General features: G+C 72.3%; 15 protein-coding genes and 1 pseudogene. All 16 read left to right on the top strand.

Translation table 11 applies throughout. The annotated features are described in order from the left end of the window. Positions 1-240: 240 nt before the first annotated feature. On the top strand, positions 241-2,037 hold the full coding sequence (locus ACFYR0_RS33715) for a DUF5941 domain-containing protein (RefSeq protein WP_389336745.1): 1,797 nt from the start codon (positions 241-243) through the stop codon (positions 2,035-2,037). After that, complete coding sequence (locus tag ACFYR0_RS33710) at positions 2,034-2,786, top strand: sugar phosphate nucleotidyltransferase (protein ID WP_389336741.1); 753 nt, start codon at positions 2,034-2,036, stop codon at positions 2,784-2,786. The genes ACFYR0_RS33715 and ACFYR0_RS33710 overlap by 4 nt, the downstream gene beginning before the upstream one ends. Then, positions 2,774-3,835 carry an iron-containing alcohol dehydrogenase family protein gene (locus ACFYR0_RS33705; protein WP_389336738.1) on the top strand — a complete coding sequence of 354 codons (1,062 nt, stop codon included), beginning with the start codon at positions 2,774-2,776 and terminating at the stop codon, positions 3,833-3,835. Before ACFYR0_RS33710 ends, ACFYR0_RS33705 begins: the two co-directional genes overlap by 13 nt. After that, complete coding sequence (locus ACFYR0_RS33700) at positions 3,813-4,592, top strand: CDP-alcohol phosphatidyltransferase family protein (RefSeq protein WP_389336735.1); 780 nt, start codon at positions 3,813-3,815, stop codon at positions 4,590-4,592. The genes ACFYR0_RS33705 and ACFYR0_RS33700 overlap by 23 nt, the downstream gene beginning before the upstream one ends. After that, on the top strand, positions 4,589-5,473 hold the full coding sequence (locus ACFYR0_RS33695) for a glycosyltransferase family 2 protein (protein ID WP_389336732.1): 885 nt from the start codon (positions 4,589-4,591) through the stop codon (positions 5,471-5,473). Before ACFYR0_RS33700 ends, ACFYR0_RS33695 begins: the two co-directional genes overlap by 4 nt. Before the next feature lie 85 nt (positions 5,474-5,558). Continuing rightward, on the top strand, positions 5,559-6,488 hold the full coding sequence (locus ACFYR0_RS33690) for an ABC transporter permease (protein WP_386378306.1): 930 nt from the start codon (positions 5,559-5,561) through the stop codon (positions 6,486-6,488). Beyond that, complete coding sequence (locus ACFYR0_RS33685; RefSeq protein ID WP_389336729.1) at positions 6,481-7,248, top strand: ABC transporter ATP-binding protein; 768 nt, start codon at positions 6,481-6,483, stop codon at positions 7,246-7,248. The genes ACFYR0_RS33690 and ACFYR0_RS33685 overlap by 8 nt, the downstream gene beginning before the upstream one ends. 340 nt (positions 7,249-7,588) lie before the next feature. Further along, entirely contained in the window at positions 7,589-8,521 is a 933-nt protein-coding gene (gene hpnC / locus ACFYR0_RS33680) for a squalene synthase HpnC (RefSeq protein ID WP_389336726.1), read from the top strand. Continuing rightward, positions 8,518-9,468, top strand: a complete 951-nt coding sequence (gene hpnD, locus ACFYR0_RS33675) for a presqualene diphosphate synthase HpnD (RefSeq protein ID WP_389336723.1) — start codon at positions 8,518-8,520, stop codon at positions 9,466-9,468. Before hpnC ends, hpnD begins: the two co-directional genes overlap by 4 nt. Continuing rightward, on the top strand, positions 9,468-9,653 hold the full coding sequence (locus tag ACFYR0_RS33670) for a DUF6380 family protein (RefSeq protein WP_389336720.1): 186 nt from the start codon (positions 9,468-9,470) through the stop codon (positions 9,651-9,653). The genes hpnD and ACFYR0_RS33670 overlap by 1 nt, the downstream gene beginning before the upstream one ends. Beyond that, on the top strand, positions 9,650-11,086 hold the full coding sequence (gene hpnE / locus ACFYR0_RS33665; RefSeq protein WP_389336717.1) for a hydroxysqualene dehydroxylase HpnE: 1,437 nt from the start codon (positions 9,650-9,652) through the stop codon (positions 11,084-11,086). Before ACFYR0_RS33670 ends, hpnE begins: the two co-directional genes overlap by 4 nt. A 68-nt stretch (positions 11,087-11,154) precedes the next feature. Continuing rightward, complete coding sequence (locus tag ACFYR0_RS33660; protein ID WP_389336912.1) at positions 11,155-12,219, top strand: polyprenyl synthetase family protein; 1,065 nt, start codon at positions 11,155-11,157, stop codon at positions 12,217-12,219. A gap of 121 nt (positions 12,220-12,340) precedes the next feature. Further along, complete coding sequence (shc, locus tag ACFYR0_RS33655; protein ID WP_389336714.1) at positions 12,341-14,344, top strand: squalene--hopene cyclase; 2,004 nt, start codon at positions 12,341-12,343, stop codon at positions 14,342-14,344. Then, positions 14,344-14,985: a 1-hydroxy-2-methyl-2-butenyl 4-diphosphate reductase gene (locus tag ACFYR0_RS33650; RefSeq protein ID WP_389336711.1), complete on the top strand. Its 642-nt coding sequence runs from the start codon at positions 14,344-14,346 to the stop codon at positions 14,983-14,985. The genes shc and ACFYR0_RS33650 overlap by 1 nt, the downstream gene beginning before the upstream one ends. A gap of 5 nt (positions 14,986-14,990) precedes the next feature. After that, entirely contained in the window at positions 14,991-16,013 is a 1,023-nt protein-coding gene (hpnH, locus tag ACFYR0_RS33645; protein WP_389336708.1) for an adenosyl-hopene transferase HpnH, read from the top strand. A gap of 4 nt (positions 16,014-16,017) precedes the next feature. Then, positions 16,018-16,158: pseudogene (locus tag ACFYR0_RS33640) on the top strand (4-hydroxy-3-methylbut-2-en-1-yl diphosphate synthase); the annotation flags it as partial.

Below are 16,158 nucleotides of genomic sequence, written 5' to 3'. Positions count from 1 at the left end.
TGTCTCGAATGCCCGTTCTGGGGTCGCGATTTTGTCCGCCCGGCACCCCATCACCGATGATGATCGCGACGGAGGTCACCAGCAGACCGTGTCGACCGGGCCGTGAACGGCCGGTGAACACGGCTTTCCCATCATCCGATAGCCTCTGCCGACACGCCGCCCGCCTGGTCCAGCCAAGGGGCGCCGCCCACATGTACACGACCGGCGCGCAGGCGCCGGCACTCCAGGGAGTGAGTTGGGTTGCCGACCGCCATCCTCACCGGTCAGCCGGTCCCCGGATCGTCGATCGAGGACGATCTGCGGTCCCTCGGCTTCGATGTCCGCGTGGCGTCCGGCGCCGACGACGCCGCGGCCCTCCTGGAGGAGGTCCCGGCCGACCGGCGTGTCGCTGTCGTCGACCCCGCCTTCGTCGGCCACCTGCACGCGCTGCGCCTCGGGCTGACCGACCCGCGCTTCCCGCTCGCCGCGATCCCCGGCGCCGTCACCGCCCAGCCGGACGGCCGCCAGGCCCTCGGCCGGGCCATGTCCGGGGAGAGCGCCCCGGGCGGCGGCCGGATCGCCGTCGCCGGACTCGCCGACCGGCTGGCCACCGCACTGGACGCGGACGGCGCCGCCGTGCACCGCCCCGAACTGGGCAGTCTCGTCGCCACCGTCCCTGCCGACCCGCAGGCCCGCAACGAGGCCCGGCAGTCCGTCCTGGCCGTCGACGACGAGGCCGTACGCCTGAAGTCCGCCGTGAAGGCCCGCGACGGCTTCTTCACCACCTACTTCATCAGCCCCTACTCCCGGTACATCGCCCGCTGGTGCGCCCGCCGGGGTCTGACCCCCAACCAGGTCACCACCGCCTCGCTGCTCACCGCGCTGATCGCGGCCGGGTGCGCCGCCACCGGCACCCGCGGCGGGTTCGTCGCGGCGGGCGTCCTGCTGATCTTCTCCTTCGTGCTGGACTGCACCGACGGCCAGCTCGCCCGCTACTCCCTCCAGTACTCCACCCTCGGCGCCTGGCTGGACGCCACCTTCGACCGGGCCAAGGAGTACGCCTACTACGCCGGCCTCGCCCTCGGCGCGGCCCGCGGCGGCGACGACGTATGGGCCCTCGCGCTCGGCGCGATGATCCTCCAGACCTGCCGGCACGTGGTCGACTTCTCCTTCAACGAGGCCAACCACGACGCCACCGCCAACACCAGCCCCACCGCCGCCCTCTCCGACAAGCTCGACAGCGTCGGCTGGACGGTGTGGATCCGGCGCATGATCGTGCTGCCGATCGGCGAGCGCTGGGCGATGATCGCGGTCCTGACCGCGCTCACCACCCCGCGCGTCACCTTCTACGCCCTGCTCGTCGGCTGCGCGTTCGCGGCGACGTACACCACCGCCGGCCGGGTGCTGCGCTCGCTGACCCGCAAGGCCGAGCGGACCGACCGGGCGGCCAAGGCGCTGGCGGACCTGGCGGACAACGGCCCGCTCGCCCAGGCGCTGAGCCGTGTCGCGCTGCCGATGCGCACCCCCGTGGTCTCCGCCCTGCTGGGCACCGCCGCCATCCTGCTCACCGCGTCCCTCGCGCCGTACGGCAGCTGGCTGCCCGTCGTGAGCGGCGTGGTCTACGTCGCCTTCTCCGCGCTCACCGCCGCCCGCCCGCTCAAGGGCCCTCTCGACTGGCTGGTCCCGCCGCTGTTCCGGGCCGCCGAGTACGGCACCGTCCTCGCCCTGGCGTGCAAAGCCGGGGTGAACGGAGCCCTCCCCGCGGCTTTCGGCCTGGTGGCGGCGGTCGCCTACCATCACTACGACACGGTGTACCGCATCCGCGGAAACGCCGGCGCGCCCCCGGCCTGGCTGGTGCGCGCCATCGGCGGGCAGGAAGGGCGGACGCTGCTCGTCGCCGTGCTGGCCGCGCTGCTCACCGGCGCGCAGTTCACGGTCGCGCTCACGGCACTGGCCGTGGCCGTCGCCCTGGTGGTGCTCGCCGAGAGCATCCGCTTCTGGGTGGCCTCTCATCTGGGAGGCGCGCCCGCCGTACACGACGAAGGAGAACCCGCATGATCGGCCTCGTGCTGGCGGCCGGCGCCGGAAGGCGTCTGCGCCCCTACACCGACACCCTGCCCAAGGCGCTGGTGCCGGTGGGGCCCGCGGGCATAGAGGGCGAGCCCACGGTCCTGGACCTGACCCTCGGCAACTTCGCCGAGATCGGTCTCACCGAGGTCGCGGTCATCGTCGGCTACCGCAAGGAGGCCGTCTACGCGCGCAAGGCGGCGCTGGAGGCCGAGTACGGCCTCACGCTCACCCTCATCGACAACGACAAGGCCGAGGAGTGGAACAACGCCTACTCCCTGTGGTGCGGCCGTGACGCCCTCAAGGACGGCGTGATCCTCGCCAACGGCGACACCGTCCACCCGGTCTCCGTCGAGAAGACCCTGCTGGCCGCCCGCGGCGAGGGCCGTCGCATCATCCTGGCCCTGGACACCGTGAAGTCCCTCGCGGACGAGGAGATGAAGGTCGTCGTCGGCGCCGACCAGGGCGTTCGGAAGATCACCAAGCTGATGGACCCGGCCGAGGCCACCGGCGAGTACATCGGCGTCACCCTCATCGAGGGCGAGGCCGCCCCCGAGCTCGTCGACGCGCTGAAGACCGTCTGGGAGACCGACCCGCAGCAGTTCTACGAGCACGGCTACCAGGAGCTCGTGAACCGCGGATTCAAGATCGACGTCGCGCCGATCGGCCAGGTCGACTGGGTGGAGATCGACAACCACGACGATCTCGCCCGGGGACGGGAGATCGCGTGCCGGTACTGACCAGGCTGATCCCCTCGCCCGTCGTCGTCGACATCCGCCCCGGCGCCCTGGACGACCTCGCCGGTGTGCTCGCCGACGAGCGCATCTCGCACTCCGGCAAGCTCGCGGTCGCCGTCAGCGGCGGCTCCGGCGCCCGGCTGCGCGAGCGGCTCCAGCCCGCCCTGCCCGGCGCCAGCTGGTACGAGGTCGGCGGCGGCACGCTCGACGACGCCGTGCTGCTGGCCGCCGACATCAAGGCCGGCCACTACGACGCGGTCGTCGGGCTCGGCGGCGGCAAGATCATCGACTGCGCCAAGTTCGCCGCGGCGCGCGTCGGCCTGCCGCTGGTCGCCGTACCCACCAACCTCGCCCACGACGGCCTGTGCTCACCGGTCGCGACCCTGGACAACGACGCGGGCCGCGGCTCCTACGGGGTGCCGAACCCGATCGCGGTCGTGATCGACCTGGACGTCATCCGCGAGGCGCCGGTGCGCTTCGTGCGGGCCGGCATCGGCGACGCCGTGTCGAACATCTCGGCGATCGCCGACTGGGAGCTGGCGCACCGGGTCAAGGGCGAGAAGATCGACGGCCTGGCCGCCGCCATCGCCCGGCAGGCCGGCGAGGCCGTGCTGCGTCACCCCGGCACCATCGCGGACACCGACTTCCTCCAGGTGCTGGCCGAGGCGCTGGTGCTCAGCGGCATCGCCATGTCGGTGTCGGGCGACTCCCGCCCGTCCTCCGGCGCGTGCCACGAGATCAACCACGCCTTCGACCTGCTGTACCCCAAACGGGCGGCCGCCCACGGCGAGCAGTGCGGCCTGGGCGCGGCCTTCGCGATGTACCTGCGCGGGGCCCGGGAGGAGTCGGCCTACATGGCCGCCGTCCTGCGCCAGCACGGGCTTCCCGTGCTGCCGGAGGAGATCGGCTTCACGCCCGAGGAGTTCGTCCGGGCCGTGGAGTTCGCCCCCCGGACCCGGCCCGGCCGCTACACGATCCTCGAACATCTCGACCTGACAACCGACCAGATCAAGGACATCTACGCCGACTATGTCAAGGCCATCGGTAGCTGAACTCCGTCCGGTCGTCCACCCCGCCGGGGTCAAGGACCGGCGCAGCGGTGAGCACTGGATGGGACGCCTCTACATGCGTGAGGTGTCCCTGCGGGTCGACCGCTACCTGGTGAACACCAGGGTCACGCCCAACCAGCTCACGTACCTGATGACCGTCTTCGGCGTGCTCGCGGCCCCGGCTCTGCTGGTGCCGGGCATCGCGGGCGCGGTCCTCGGCGTGCTGTGCGTCCAGATGTACCTGCTGCTGGACTGCGTCGACGGCGAGATCGCGCGCTGGAAGAAGATGTACTCGCTCAACGGCGTCTACCTCGACCGGGTCGGCGCCTACCTCACCGACGCCGCGGTGCTGGTCGGCTTCGGCCTGCGCGCCGCCGACCTGTGGGGCGAGGGCCGCGTCGACTGGCTGTGGGCCTTCCTCGGCACCCTGGCCGCGCTCGGCGCGATCCTGATCAAGGCCGAGACCGACCTGGTCGGCGTCGCCCGCCACCAGGCCGGCAAGCCGCCCGTGCAGGAGGCGGCCGCCGAGATGCGCTCCTCCGGCATGGCGCTGGCCCGCCGGGCCGCCGCCGCGCTGAAGTTCCACCGCCTGATCCTGGGCATCGAGGCCTCGCTGGTGATCCTGGCCCTGGCGGTCGCCGACCAGATGCGCGGCGACCTGTTCTTCACCCGGCTCGGCGTCGCGGTCATGGCCGGCATCGCGCTGCTCCAGACGCTGCTGCACCTGGTGTCCATCCTCGCCTCCAGCAGGCTGAAGTGAGCGCCCCGATGAAGGTCGGCGCGGTGATCATCACCATGGGCAACCGCCCCGACGAGCTGCGCGCCCTGCTCGACTCGGTCGCGGGGCAGGAGGGCGGCCCGGTCGACGTCGTCGTGGTCGGCAACGGCTCGCCCGTCCCGGACGTCCCCGCGGGCGTGCGCACGGTGGAGCTGCCCGAGAACCTCGGCATCCCCGGCGGCCGCAACGTGGGCATCGAGGCCTTCGGGCCCGGCGGCCGCGATGTCGACATACTGCTCTTCCTCGACGACGACGGCCTGCTCGCCCGCACCGACACCGCCGAACTGTGCCGCCGCGCCTTCGCCGACGACGACCGCCTCGGCATCGTGAGCTTCCGCATCGCCGACCCGGAGACCGGGGTCACCCAGCGCCGCCACGTCCCCCGGCTGCGCGCCTCCGACCCGATGCGCTCCTCCCGGGTCACCACCTTCCTGGGCGGCGCCAACGCCGTGCGCACCCGGGTGTTCGCCGAGGTCGGCGGGCTGCCCGACGAGTTCTTCTACGCCCATGAGGAGACCGACCTGGCCTGGCGCGCGCTCGACGCCGGCTGGATGATCGACTACCGCGCCGACATGGTGCTGTACCACCCGACGACGGCTCCCTCCCGGCACGCGGTCTACCACCGCATGGTCGCCCGCAACCGCGTCTGGCTGGCCCGCCGCAATCTGCCCGCCCCCCTGGTCCCGGTGTACCTCGGGGTGTGGCTGCTGCTCACCCTCGTACGCCGTCCCTCGAAGCCCGCGCTCCAGGCGTGGTTCGGCGGGTTCCGGGAAGGCTGGACCACGGCCTGCGGGCCCCGCCGGCCGATGAAGTGGCGTACCGTGTGGCGGCTGACCCGGCTGGGCCGGCCCCCGGTGATCTGACAAGCTCGACCCTGGGAGCGCCGGTGAAGGGCCAGGCCCCGGCCGGCCCGAACCGGCCGCACATCGAAGACGAAAGTTTCCACTAGTGAGTGAGACCACGCAGGACGGAGGACTCGCGGTGACCGCGCCCCCGTCCCCCGACGAGTCCATGACGGCGGCCCAGCTCGCCGAGAAGTACGGGCTGGCCGTCAGCGGCGCCCGGCCCTCGCTCGTCGAGTACGTCCGCCGGCTCTGGGGCCGCCGCCACTTCATCCTGGCGTTCTCCCAGGCCAAGCTGACCGCCCAGTACAGCCAGGCCAAGCTCGGCCAGCTGTGGCAGGTGGTCACACCGCTGCTGAACGCGGCCGTCTACTTCTTCATCTTCGGTGTCATCCTGGAGGCCGACCGGGGCATGTCCCGGGACGTCTACATCCCCTTCCTGGTCACCGGCGTGTTCGTGTTCACCTTCACGCAGAGCTCGGTGATGGCGGGCGTGCGGGCGATCTCCGGGAACCTCGGCCTGGTGCGGGCGCTGCACTTCCCGCGTGCCTCGCTGCCCGTCTCCTTCTCGCTCCAGCAGCTCCAGCAGCTGCTGTTCTCGATGATCGTGCTGGTCGCGGTGACCACCGCGTTCGGCAGCTACCCGGACCTGTCCTGGCTGCTGATCTTCCCGGTGCTGGCGCTCCAGTTCCTCTTCAACACCGGCCTCGCCCTGATCGTGGCCCGGGCCGGCGCGAAGACCCCCGACCTCGCGCAGCTGATGCCGTTCGTGATGCGGACGTGGATGTACGCCTCCGGCGTCATGTACTCCATCCCGATCATGCTGGCCGACAAGCCGCAGTGGATCGCCACGGTGCTCCAGTGGAACCCGGCCGCGATCTACATGGACCTGATGCGCTTCGCGCTGATCGACGACTACGGCTCGAAGAACCTGCCCGACCACGTCTGGGCGGCCGCGGCCGGCTGGGCCGTGCTGTTCGCGGTGGGCGGCTTCGTGTACTTCTGGAAGGCTGAGGAGAGGTACGGCCGTGGCTGAGCCCCGCATCCCCACCGTCATCGCCGACGAGCTGCACATCGTCTACCGCGTCAACGGCGCCAAGACCGGCAAGGGCAGCGCGACCTCGGCCCTGAGCCGCATAGTCAAGCGCGGCGAGGAGCGCGGCGTGCGCAAGGTGCACGCGGTCAAGGGCGTGTCCTTCGTCGCCTACCGGGGCGAGGCCGTCGGCCTCATCGGCTCCAACGGCTCGGGCAAGTCCACCCTGCTGCGGGCCATCGCCGGCCTGCTGCCCGCGGAGAGCGGCAGGGTCTACACCGACGGCCAGCCCTCCCTGCTCGGCGTGAACGCGGCCCTGATGAACGACCTCACCGGCGAGCGCAACGTCATCCTCGGCGGTCTCGCCATGGGCATGTCCCGGGAGCAGATCAAGGAGCGTTACCAGGAGATCGTCGACTTCTCCGGCATCAACGAGAAGGGCGACTTCATCACCCTGCCGATGCGGACGTACTCCTCCGGCATGGCGGCCCGGCTGCGGTTCTCCATCGCCGCCGCCAAGGACCACGACGTCCTCATGATCGACGAGGCGCTCGCCACCGGCGACCGCTCCTTCCAGAAGCGCTCCGAGGCCCGTATCCGCGAGCTGCGCGGACAGGCCGGCACGGTCTTCCTGGTCAGCCACAACAACAAGTCGATCCGCGACACCTGCGACCGCGTGCTGTGGCTGGAGCGCGGTGAGCTGCGCATGGACGGCCCCACCGAAGAGGTGCTCAAGGAGTACGAGAAGTTCACCGGCAAGTGACCTGCCGGCACCGGGCCCCGCTGGACTCGCTCCGGCGGGGCCCGGCCTGTGCGGGCGGCCTGCACGAGAACCGTCAACTCCGCCTTCCGGCGGGAACCTTGGACGTCGATCGGTGTTGTCTTGTGATGTCCCGGACACCCCCACGGTCCGGGCCGCGTTGTACAACGTAAGCTGTACCGGTGCCCAATCGCGGCAAGTGGGGCGATAATGCGCGACACCGCCCCTCGGGGCGCCGCGCCGAGCGCCCGGCGGCGTGTCCGAAATAGTGTGTATTGGGTCGGCAGTGTAGAACGGGAGATGTGACGGCAATGGCTACGGAAACTCCCCGGCTCCGCGAGGCATGCGCCGTCCCCGCCCAGGGCAGCGAGCGGTGACGGGAACCCACACGACACGCCTCGGCGACCCCGAGCGCGACACGCTCGGCAAGGCCGCGGCCGAGAACTTCCCCGTGGCCCCGTTCTTCCTGCCCCGCGCCTGGCGCACCGACCTCATGGCCGTGTACGGCTTCGCCCGCCTCGTCGACGACATCGGCGACGGCGACCTCGCCCCCGGCGGCGCCGACGCCCGCCTGCTCGGCGTGGCCCCGGACCGCGCCGACGACCGCATGGCCCTGCTGGACGCCTTCGAGGCCGATCTGCGCCGCGTCTTCGACGGCGAACCCCGGCACCCGCTGCTGCGCCGCCTGCGGCCGACCGTCCGCCGCCGCGCGCTCACCCCCGAGCCCTTCCTCGGCCTGATCGCCGCGAACCGCCAGGACCAGCTGGTCAGCCGGTACGAGACCTACGACGACCTGCTCGCCTACTGCGAACTGTCGGCCAACCCCGTCGGCCGGCTCGTGCTCGCCGTCACCGGCACCTCCACCCCGGAGCGCGTCCGCCGCTCCGACGAGATCTGCACCGCCCTCCAGATCGTCGAGCACCTCCAGGACGTGGCCGAGGACCTCGGCCGCGACCGGATCTATCTGCCCGCCGAGGACATGAAGCGCTTCCACGTCCAGGAGTCCGACCTCGCCGCGACGTCCGCGGGCGCGTCGGTGCGCGCGCTGATCGCGTTCGAGAGCGGGCGTGCCCGTGACCTGCTGCGCGAGGGCGCGCCCCTGGTGGGCAGCGTCCACGGCAGGCTCAGACTGCTGCTCGCGGGGTTCGTGGCGGGGGGCGCGGCGGCCCTCGACGCCATCGCCGCCGCCGAGTACGACGTACTTCCCGGCCCGCCCAGGCCCGGCAAGCTCCGGCGGCTGCGTCAGGTGGGCGCCACTCTGCGAGGGGAGGGGTGATCCGGTCCGTGGAGTCTCCACCACCCGTGTCCGCACCGGTACTCGCCGCCTACAGCTACTGCGAGACCGTCACCGGCCAGCAGGCCCGTAACTTCGCCTACGGCATCCGGCTGCTGCCCGTGGCCAAGCGCCGGGCGATGTCCGCGCTGTACGCGTTCTCGCGCCGCGTCGACGACATCGGCGACGGGGCGCTCGCCCCGGACGTCAAGGCGGCCCGGCTGGAGGACACCCGCGCCATGCTGGCCCGGGTGCGCGCGGGCACGGTCGACGAGGACGACACCGACCCCGTCGCGGTCGCTCTCACCCACGCCGCGCAGGTCTTCCCGATCCCGCTCAACGGCCTCGACGAGCTGATCGACGGCGTGCTGATGGACGTACGCGGCGAGACCTACGAGACCTGGGACGACCTGAAGGTGTACTGCCGCTGTGTGGCGGGCGCCATCGGACGGCTCTCGCTCGGCGTGTTCGGCACCGAACGGGGAGCGCGCGGCGCCGAGCGCGCGTCCGAGTACGCCGACACCCTCGGGCTCGCGCTCCAGCTCACCAACATCCTGCGGGACGTCCGCGAGGACGCCGCGGACGGGCGCACCTATCTGCCCGCCGACGACCTCGCCAAGTTCGGCTGCTCGGCCGGCTTCGACGGGGGGCCCGTGCCGCCCGGGGGCTCCGACTTCGCCGGTCTCGTGCACTTCGAGGTGCGCCGGGCCCGCACCCTGTTCGCCGAGGGCTACCGGCTGCTGCCCCTGCTCGACCGGCGCAGCGGCGCCTGCGTCGCGGCCATGGCCGGCATCTACCGCAGGCTGCTGGACCGTATCGAGCGCGACCCCGGGGCCGTGCTGCGCGGCCGTGTCTCCCTGCCCGGCCCCGAGAAGGCCTACGTCGCCGTGCGCGGACTGTCCGGACTGGACACCCGCCATGTGACGCGGACCGGCAGGAGGCGGATCTGATGGACAGCCCCGCGGGCTCCGGGAGCCCGGGCCGAGGTGACGCCGCAGGCATCAACAGAGAGGCCCGTCGCACGGGCCGCAAACGGTGCGCAACCCTCCGCCGGCGGACGGCGTCCCTGAGTGCAGCGGCCCGCCGTGCAGCGTTCGACCGTCATGGCGGCTTTGCGGGGGAGGGCACACGATGACCGACGGCCAGCGGCCGCACGAGCCGCTCACCGGCCTCGCCGAGAGCCCCGGGACGTCCGGCCGGGATGCCGTCGTGGTCGGCGGCGGGCTCGCAGGCGTCACCGCCGCGCTCGCGCTCGCCGACGCGGGCATGCGCGTCACCCTGCTCGAGGGCAGGCCGAGACTGGGCGGCCTGGCCTTCTCCTTCCAGCGCGGCGACCTCACCGTCGACAACGGCCAGCACGTCTATCTGCGCTGCTGCACCGCCTACCGGTGGTTCCTCGACCGGATCGAGGGCAGCGCCCTCGCCCCGCTCCAGAAGCGGCTCGACGTACCCGTCCTCGACGTGGCCCGGCCCGCGGGCCGAAGGCTCGGCAGACTGCGGCGCGACGCGCTGCCCGTCCCCCTGCACCTGGGGCGCAGCCTCGCCACCTATCCGCATCTCTCCCTCGCCGAACGCGCCGCGGTCGGCCGCGCCGCGCTCGCGCTGCAGGGCCTCGACCTCACCGATCCGGGCCTGGACGCACAGGACTTCGGCAGCTGGCTGACCACGCACGGTCAGTCGGCGCGTGCCGTCGAGGCCCTGTGGGACCTGGTCGGGGTCGCCACCCTCAACGCGGTCGCGGGCGACGCCTCCCTGGGGCTCGCCGCGATGGTGTTCAAGACCGGTCTGCTGTCCGACCCCGGCGCCGCCGACATCGGCTGGGCGCACGTCCCGCTGGGCGAACTGCACGACCGGCTGGCCCGCAAGGCGCTCGACTCCGCGGGCGTGCGTACCGAGGTCCGTACACGAGTCACCTCCGTCTCCCGTCACGGGAACGGACGCTGGAGCGTCCGGGTTCCCGGCGAGACCGTCGAGGCGGACGCCGTCGTCCTCGCCGTACCGCAGCGCGAGGCGTACGACCTGCTGCCCGCCGGCGCCCTCGACGCCCCCGGGCGGCTGCTGGAGATCGGCACCGCGCCGATCCTCAACGTCCACGTCGTCTACGACCGCAAGGTGCTCGACGCGCCGTTCCTGGCCGCCCTCGGCACCCCCCTGCAGTGGGTGTTCGACCGCACCGCCGCCTCCGGGCTGCGCCGCGGCCAGTACCTCGCGGTCTCCCAGTCGGCCGCGCAACGGGACATCGACGAGCCGGTGGCCGCGCTGCGCGAGCGCTATCTGCCCGAGCTGGAGCGGCTGCTGCCGCTCACCCGCGGGGCCGAGGTGCTGGACTTCTTCGTGACCCGGGAGCGCACCGCCACGTTCGCCCCCGCCCCCGGCGTCGGACGGCTCAGGCCCGGCGCCCACACCAAGGCACCCGGCCTGTACCTGGCCGGATCGTGGACCGCCACAGGGTGGCCCGCGACGATGGAGAGTGCGGTCCGCAGCGGTGTCGGCGCGGCGGACGCCGCGCTGAGCGCCCTGGGACGGCCCCGCCCCCGCCACCTCTTCGAGTTCGAGGCGGCGGCATGAGACTCGATGAGCGCGCGGCAGGTCCCCGCACCTCCGGCACCGCAACAAGAGGAGAACCTGTGCCCACTGTGCCCCCGGCCTCGACGGCCGAACGCGAGACCGCGGTGGACGTGACCACCCTCCTGGAGCGCGGCCGGACCCTGACCACCCCCGTGCTGCGGGCGGCCGTCGACCGCCTGGCGCCGCCCATGGACACCGTGTCCGCCTACCACTTCGGCTGGATCGACGCAGAGGGCAGGCCGAGCGCGGGCGACGGCGGCAAGGCCGTACGCCCCGCCCTGGCCGTGCTGTCCGCCGAGGTCACCGGCGCCCGGCCCGAGACCGGCGTCCCCGGCGCCGTCGCCGTGGAACTGGTCCACAACTTCTCGCTGCTGCACGACGACCTGATGGACGGCGACGAGCGGCGCCGCCACCGCGAGACCGTCTGGAAGGTGCACGGCCCCGCCCAGGCCATCCTGGTCGGCGACGCCATGTTCGCCCTCGCCAACGAGGTCCTGCTGGAGCTGGGCACCGCCGAGGCCGCCCGCGCCACCCGCCGGCTGACCTCCGCCTCCCGGGCCCTCATCGACGGCCAGGCCCAGGACATCTCCTACGAGCACCGCGACCGCGTCAGCGTCGAGGAGTGCCTGGAGATGGAGGGCAACAAGACCGGCGCCCTGCTCGCCTGCGCCAGCTCCATCGGCGCCGTGCTGGGCGGCGCCGACGACCACACCGCCGACCACCTGGAGAAGTACGGCCACCACCTCGGCCTCGCCTTCCAGGCCGTCGACGACCTCCTCGGCATCTGGGGCGACCCCGGGTCCACCGGCAAGCAGACCTGGAGCGACCTGCGCCAGCGCAAGAAGTCCCTGCCCGTCGTCGCCGCCCTCGCGGCCGGCGGCCCCGCCTCCGAGCGGCTCGGGGAGCTGCTCGCCGCCGACGCCAGGAGCAGCGACTTCGCGAACTTCTCCGAGGCGGAGTTCGCCGCCCGCGCCGCCCTCGTCGAGGAGGCGGGCGGCCGCGAGTGGACCGCCTCCGAGGCCCGCCACCAGCACACCCTCGCCCTGAAGGCCCTGGACGCCGTCGACATGCCCGAGAGGGTCAGGGCGCAGTTCTCGGCGCTCGCCGACTTCGTCGTCGTACGAAAGAGATGATCACCATGGGCCGGACGAACCTCGCTTAGTCGCCGGCCGCGGGCGCACCCGGTGCGCCCGCCGGCCGACGGCGGACCCACGGCAGACGCACCACCAGCACGACTGCAGTGAAGGGGAAGCCATGACAGCGACGACCGACGGAAGCGCCGGGGCGGTGCCGCCCCACGCTGCCGCGGCCACACGGACACACAGCACCGCCCCCGGGGCGGCCGGGGTGCTCGACGCCGCCGAACGCGCGATGCGGCGCGCGACCGACCACCTGCTGGCCCGCCAGAACGCCCAGGGCTGGTGGAAGGGCGACCTGGAGACCAACGTCACCATGGACGCCGAGGACCTGCTGCTGCGCCAGTTCCTGGGCATCCTCGACGACCACACCATCCGGGCGGCCGCCCTGTTCATCCGCGGTGAACAGCGCGAGGACGGCACCTGGGCCACCTTCTACGGCGGACCGGGCGAACTGTCCGCCACCATCGAGGCGTACGTCGCCCTGCGGCTGGCCGGGGACGACCCCGGCGCACCCCATATGGCGAAGGCGTCCGCCTGGGTCCGCGAGCGCGGCGGGATCGCCGGGGCCCGGGTCTTCACCCGGATCTGGCTCGCCCTGTTCGGCTGGTGGAAGTGGGAGGACCTGCCCGAACTCCCGCCGGAGATCATCTACTTGCCGCCGTGGGTGCCGCTCAACATCTACGACTTCGGCTGCTGGGCCCGGCAGACGATCGTCCCGCTGACCGTCGTCTCGGCCAAGCGCCCGGTGCGCCCCGCGCCCTTCCCGCTCGACGAGCTGCACACCGACCCCGCGCGGCCCAACCCGCCCAAGCCCCTCGCCCCGCCGTTCAGTTGGGACGGCGCCTTCCAGCGTCTGGACCGCACGCTGCACGCGCTGCGCAAGATCGCCCCGCACCGGCTGCGCAAGGCGGCGATGAACACCGCCGCCCGCTGGATCATCGAGCGGCAGGAGAACGACGGCTGCTGGGGCGGCATCCAGCCGCCGGCCGTGTACTCGCTGATCGCGCTGCATCTGCTCGGCTACGACCTGAGGCATCCGGTGATGCGCGAGGGACTGGCCTCGCTGGACCGTTTCGCCGTGTGGCGCGCGGACGGCGCCCGCATGATCGAGGCCTGTCAGTCGCCGGTGTGGGACACCTGCCTCGCGACCATCGCGCTGGCCGACGCCGGGGTGCCCGCCGACCATCCCCAACTCGTCAAGGCCGCCGACTGGATGCTCGGCGAGGAGATCGTCCGCCCCGGCGACTGGGCGGTCAAGCGTCCCGGACTCCAGCCGGGCGGCTGGGCGTTCGAGTTCCACAACGACAACTACCCCGACATCGACGACACCGCCGAGGTCGTCCTCGCGCTGCGCCGGGTCCGCCACCACGACTCCGAGCGGCTGGACCGGGCCGTCGGACGTGCCGTGCGCTGGAGCCTCGGCATGCAGTCCCGCAACGGCGCGTGGGGCGCCTTCGACGTCGACAACACCAGTCCGCTCCCCAACCGGCTGCCGTTCTGCGACTTCGGCGAGGTCATCGACCCGCCCTCGGCCGACGTCACCGCGCACGTCGTCGAGATGCTCGCCTTCGAGGGCCTCGCCCACGACCCGCGCACCCTGCGCGGCATCCGGTGGCTGCTGGCCGAACAGGAGCCGGACGGCTCGTGGTTCGGGCGCTGGGGCGTCAACTACATCTACGGCACCGGCTCGGTGGTGCCCGCCCTGACCGCGGCCGGCCTGCCCGGCTCCCACCCGTCGATCCGGCGGGCGGTGACCTGGCTGGAGACCGTACAGAACGACGACGGCGGCTGGGGCGAGGACCTGCGCTCCTACCGGGACACCCGCGGCTGGGGCGGGCGCGGCGAGTCCACGCCCTCACAGACCGCCTGGGCGCTGCTCGCCCTGCTGGCCGCGGGGGACAACGAGTCCAAGGCCGTCCGGCGCGGCATCGAGTGGCTCACGGCCCGCCAGCGCGAGGACGGCTCCTGGGACGAGCCCCACTTCACCGGCACCGGATTCCCCTGGGACTTCTCCATCAACTACCACCTGTACCGGCTGGTCTTCCCACTGACCGCGCTCGGCCGGTACGTCAACGGCGACCCCTTCGCCGGACCCCGCACCGAGGCCGAGGGGGGCTGATGACGGCCAGGCCCGCCCCGGCTCCGCTGCTGATCGCCTGCGCGCTCGGCATCGAGCACCTCGCCCTGCGCATGGGCGACCGTGGCGGCGCGGACGGGCCGGTCACGGTGGTGCGCACCGGGATGGGGCCGAGGGCGGCGGAACGGTCCGTCACCCGGGTGCTGGCCGGCCCGGTGCTCGCCGACGCCGCGGTGGTCGCCACCGGCTTCTGCGCGGGCCTGGCCCCCGGTATGCACCCCGGCGACCTCGTCGTCGCCGAGGAGACCCGGGACCCGCACGGCAGCACCCCGTGCGTGGGCACCGAACTGCTGGTCAAGGAGCTGACACGGGCCGTTCCCGGCCGCACCGTGCACACCGGCCCACTCACCGGCTCCGACCACGTCGTACGCGGCGCCGAGCGTGCCGCGCTGCGCGCGACCGGAGCCATCGCGGTCGACATGGAGTCGGCCGCCACGCTCCTGAGTGCCGTCCGGGCGGGCGAGCGCCCGGTTGCGGCCGTCCGGGTGGTCGTGGACGCTCCAGAACACGAACTCGTCCGGATCGGTACGTTGCGCGGTGGAATATCAGCTTTCCGCGTTCTTCGCCGTGTGCTTCCCGCTTTCTTCGAATGGCACCGTTCCCTGCTGCTCCCCCGGAGGTGAGCCAGATGGCCATGCCGCTGCGACAGTCCATCAAGGTTGCTACATACCTGGCCGAACAGAAGCTCCGCAGGCGTGACAAGTTCCCGCTCATCGTCGAGCTGGAGCCGCTGTTCGCCTGCAATCTCAAGTGCGAGGGCTGCGGGAAGATCCAGCACCCGGCGGGCGTGCTCAAGCAGCGCATGCCGGTGGCCCAGGCGGTGGGCGCGGTGCTGGAGTCCGGCGCGCCGATGGTGTCGATCGCCGGCGGCGAACCGCTGATGCACCCTCAGATCGACGAGATCGTGCGGCAGCTGGTGGCCAGGCGCAAGTACGTCTTCCTCTGCACCAACGCCATGCTGCTGCGTAAGAAGATCGACAGGTTCACGCCCTCCCCGTACTTCGCCTTCGCGGTGCACATCGACGGACTGCGGGAGCGGCACGACGAGTCGGTGGCCAAGGAAGGCGTCTTCGACGAGGCGGTGGAGGCGATCAAGGAGGCCCAGCGGCGCGGCTTCCGGGTCACCACCAACTCCACCTTCTTCAACACCGACACCCCGCAGACCGTCGTGGAGGTCCTCAACTTCCTCAACGACGAGCTCAGGGTCGACGAGATGATGATCTCGCCCGCCTACGCCTACGAGAAGGCGCCCGACCAGGAGCACTTCCTCGGCGTCGAGCAGACCCGCGAACTGTTCAGGAAGGCCTTCTCCGGCGGCAACCGGAGCCGCTGGCGGCTCAACCACTCCCCGCTCTTCCTGGACTTCCTGGAGGGCAAGGTCGACTTCCCCTGCACCGCCTGGGCGATCCCCAACTACTCCCTCTTCGGCTGGCAGCGCCCCTGCTACCTGATGAGCGACGGCTACGTCCCGACGTACCGCGAGCTGATCGAGGACACGGACTGGGACAAGTACGGCCGCGGCAAGGACCCGCGCTGCGCCAACTGCATGGCGCACTGCGGCTACGAGCCCACCGCCGTGCTGGCCACCATGGGCTCGCTGAAGGAGTCCCTGCGGGCCATGCGCGAGACGGTCGGCGGGAACCGGGAGTGAGGCCATGACCGCCGTCCCCCTGGGCGTCCCCGCCGTACCGGCCAGGCCGATCGCCGAGCGCCGGAAGAGCCGGCAGATCCAGGTCGGCTCCGTGGCGGTCGGCGGGGACGCCCCCGTGTCGGTGCAGTCGATGACGACGACCCGC

The sequence above is a fragment of the Streptomyces sp. NPDC005017 genome (assembly GCF_042873115.1).
Taxonomy (GTDB): Bacteria; Actinomycetota; Actinomycetes; order Streptomycetales; family Streptomycetaceae; genus Streptomyces.
The sequence above is the reverse complement of the archived record's forward strand: the minus strand, read 5'-3'. Positions and strand labels throughout refer to the sequence as shown.

Bases quoted from the DNA above. Each gene is read 5' to 3' on its own strand.
- hpnC (WP_389336726.1), top strand. From the start codon at position 7,589: ATGCGCCGTCCCCGCCCAGGGCAGCGAGCGGTGACGGGAACCCACACG.
- hpnE (WP_389336717.1), top strand. From the start codon at position 9,650: ATGACCGACGGCCAGCGGCCGCACGAGCCGCTCACCGGCCTCGCCGAG.
- ACFYR0_RS33650 (WP_389336711.1), top strand. From the start codon at position 14,344: ATGACGGCCAGGCCCGCCCCGGCTCCGCTGCTGATCGCCTGCGCGCTC.
- shc (WP_389336714.1), top strand. From the start codon at position 12,341: ATGACAGCGACGACCGACGGAAGCGCCGGGGCGGTGCCGCCCCACGCT.
- ACFYR0_RS33670 (WP_389336720.1), top strand. From the start codon at position 9,468: ATGGACAGCCCCGCGGGCTCCGGGAGCCCGGGCCGAGGTGACGCCGCA.
- ACFYR0_RS33710 (WP_389336741.1), top strand. From the start codon at position 2,034: ATGATCGGCCTCGTGCTGGCGGCCGGCGCCGGAAGGCGTCTGCGCCCC.
- hpnH (WP_389336708.1), top strand. From the start codon at position 14,991: ATGGCCATGCCGCTGCGACAGTCCATCAAGGTTGCTACATACCTGGCC.
- ACFYR0_RS33700 (WP_389336735.1), top strand. From the start codon at position 3,813: ATGTCAAGGCCATCGGTAGCTGAACTCCGTCCGGTCGTCCACCCCGCC.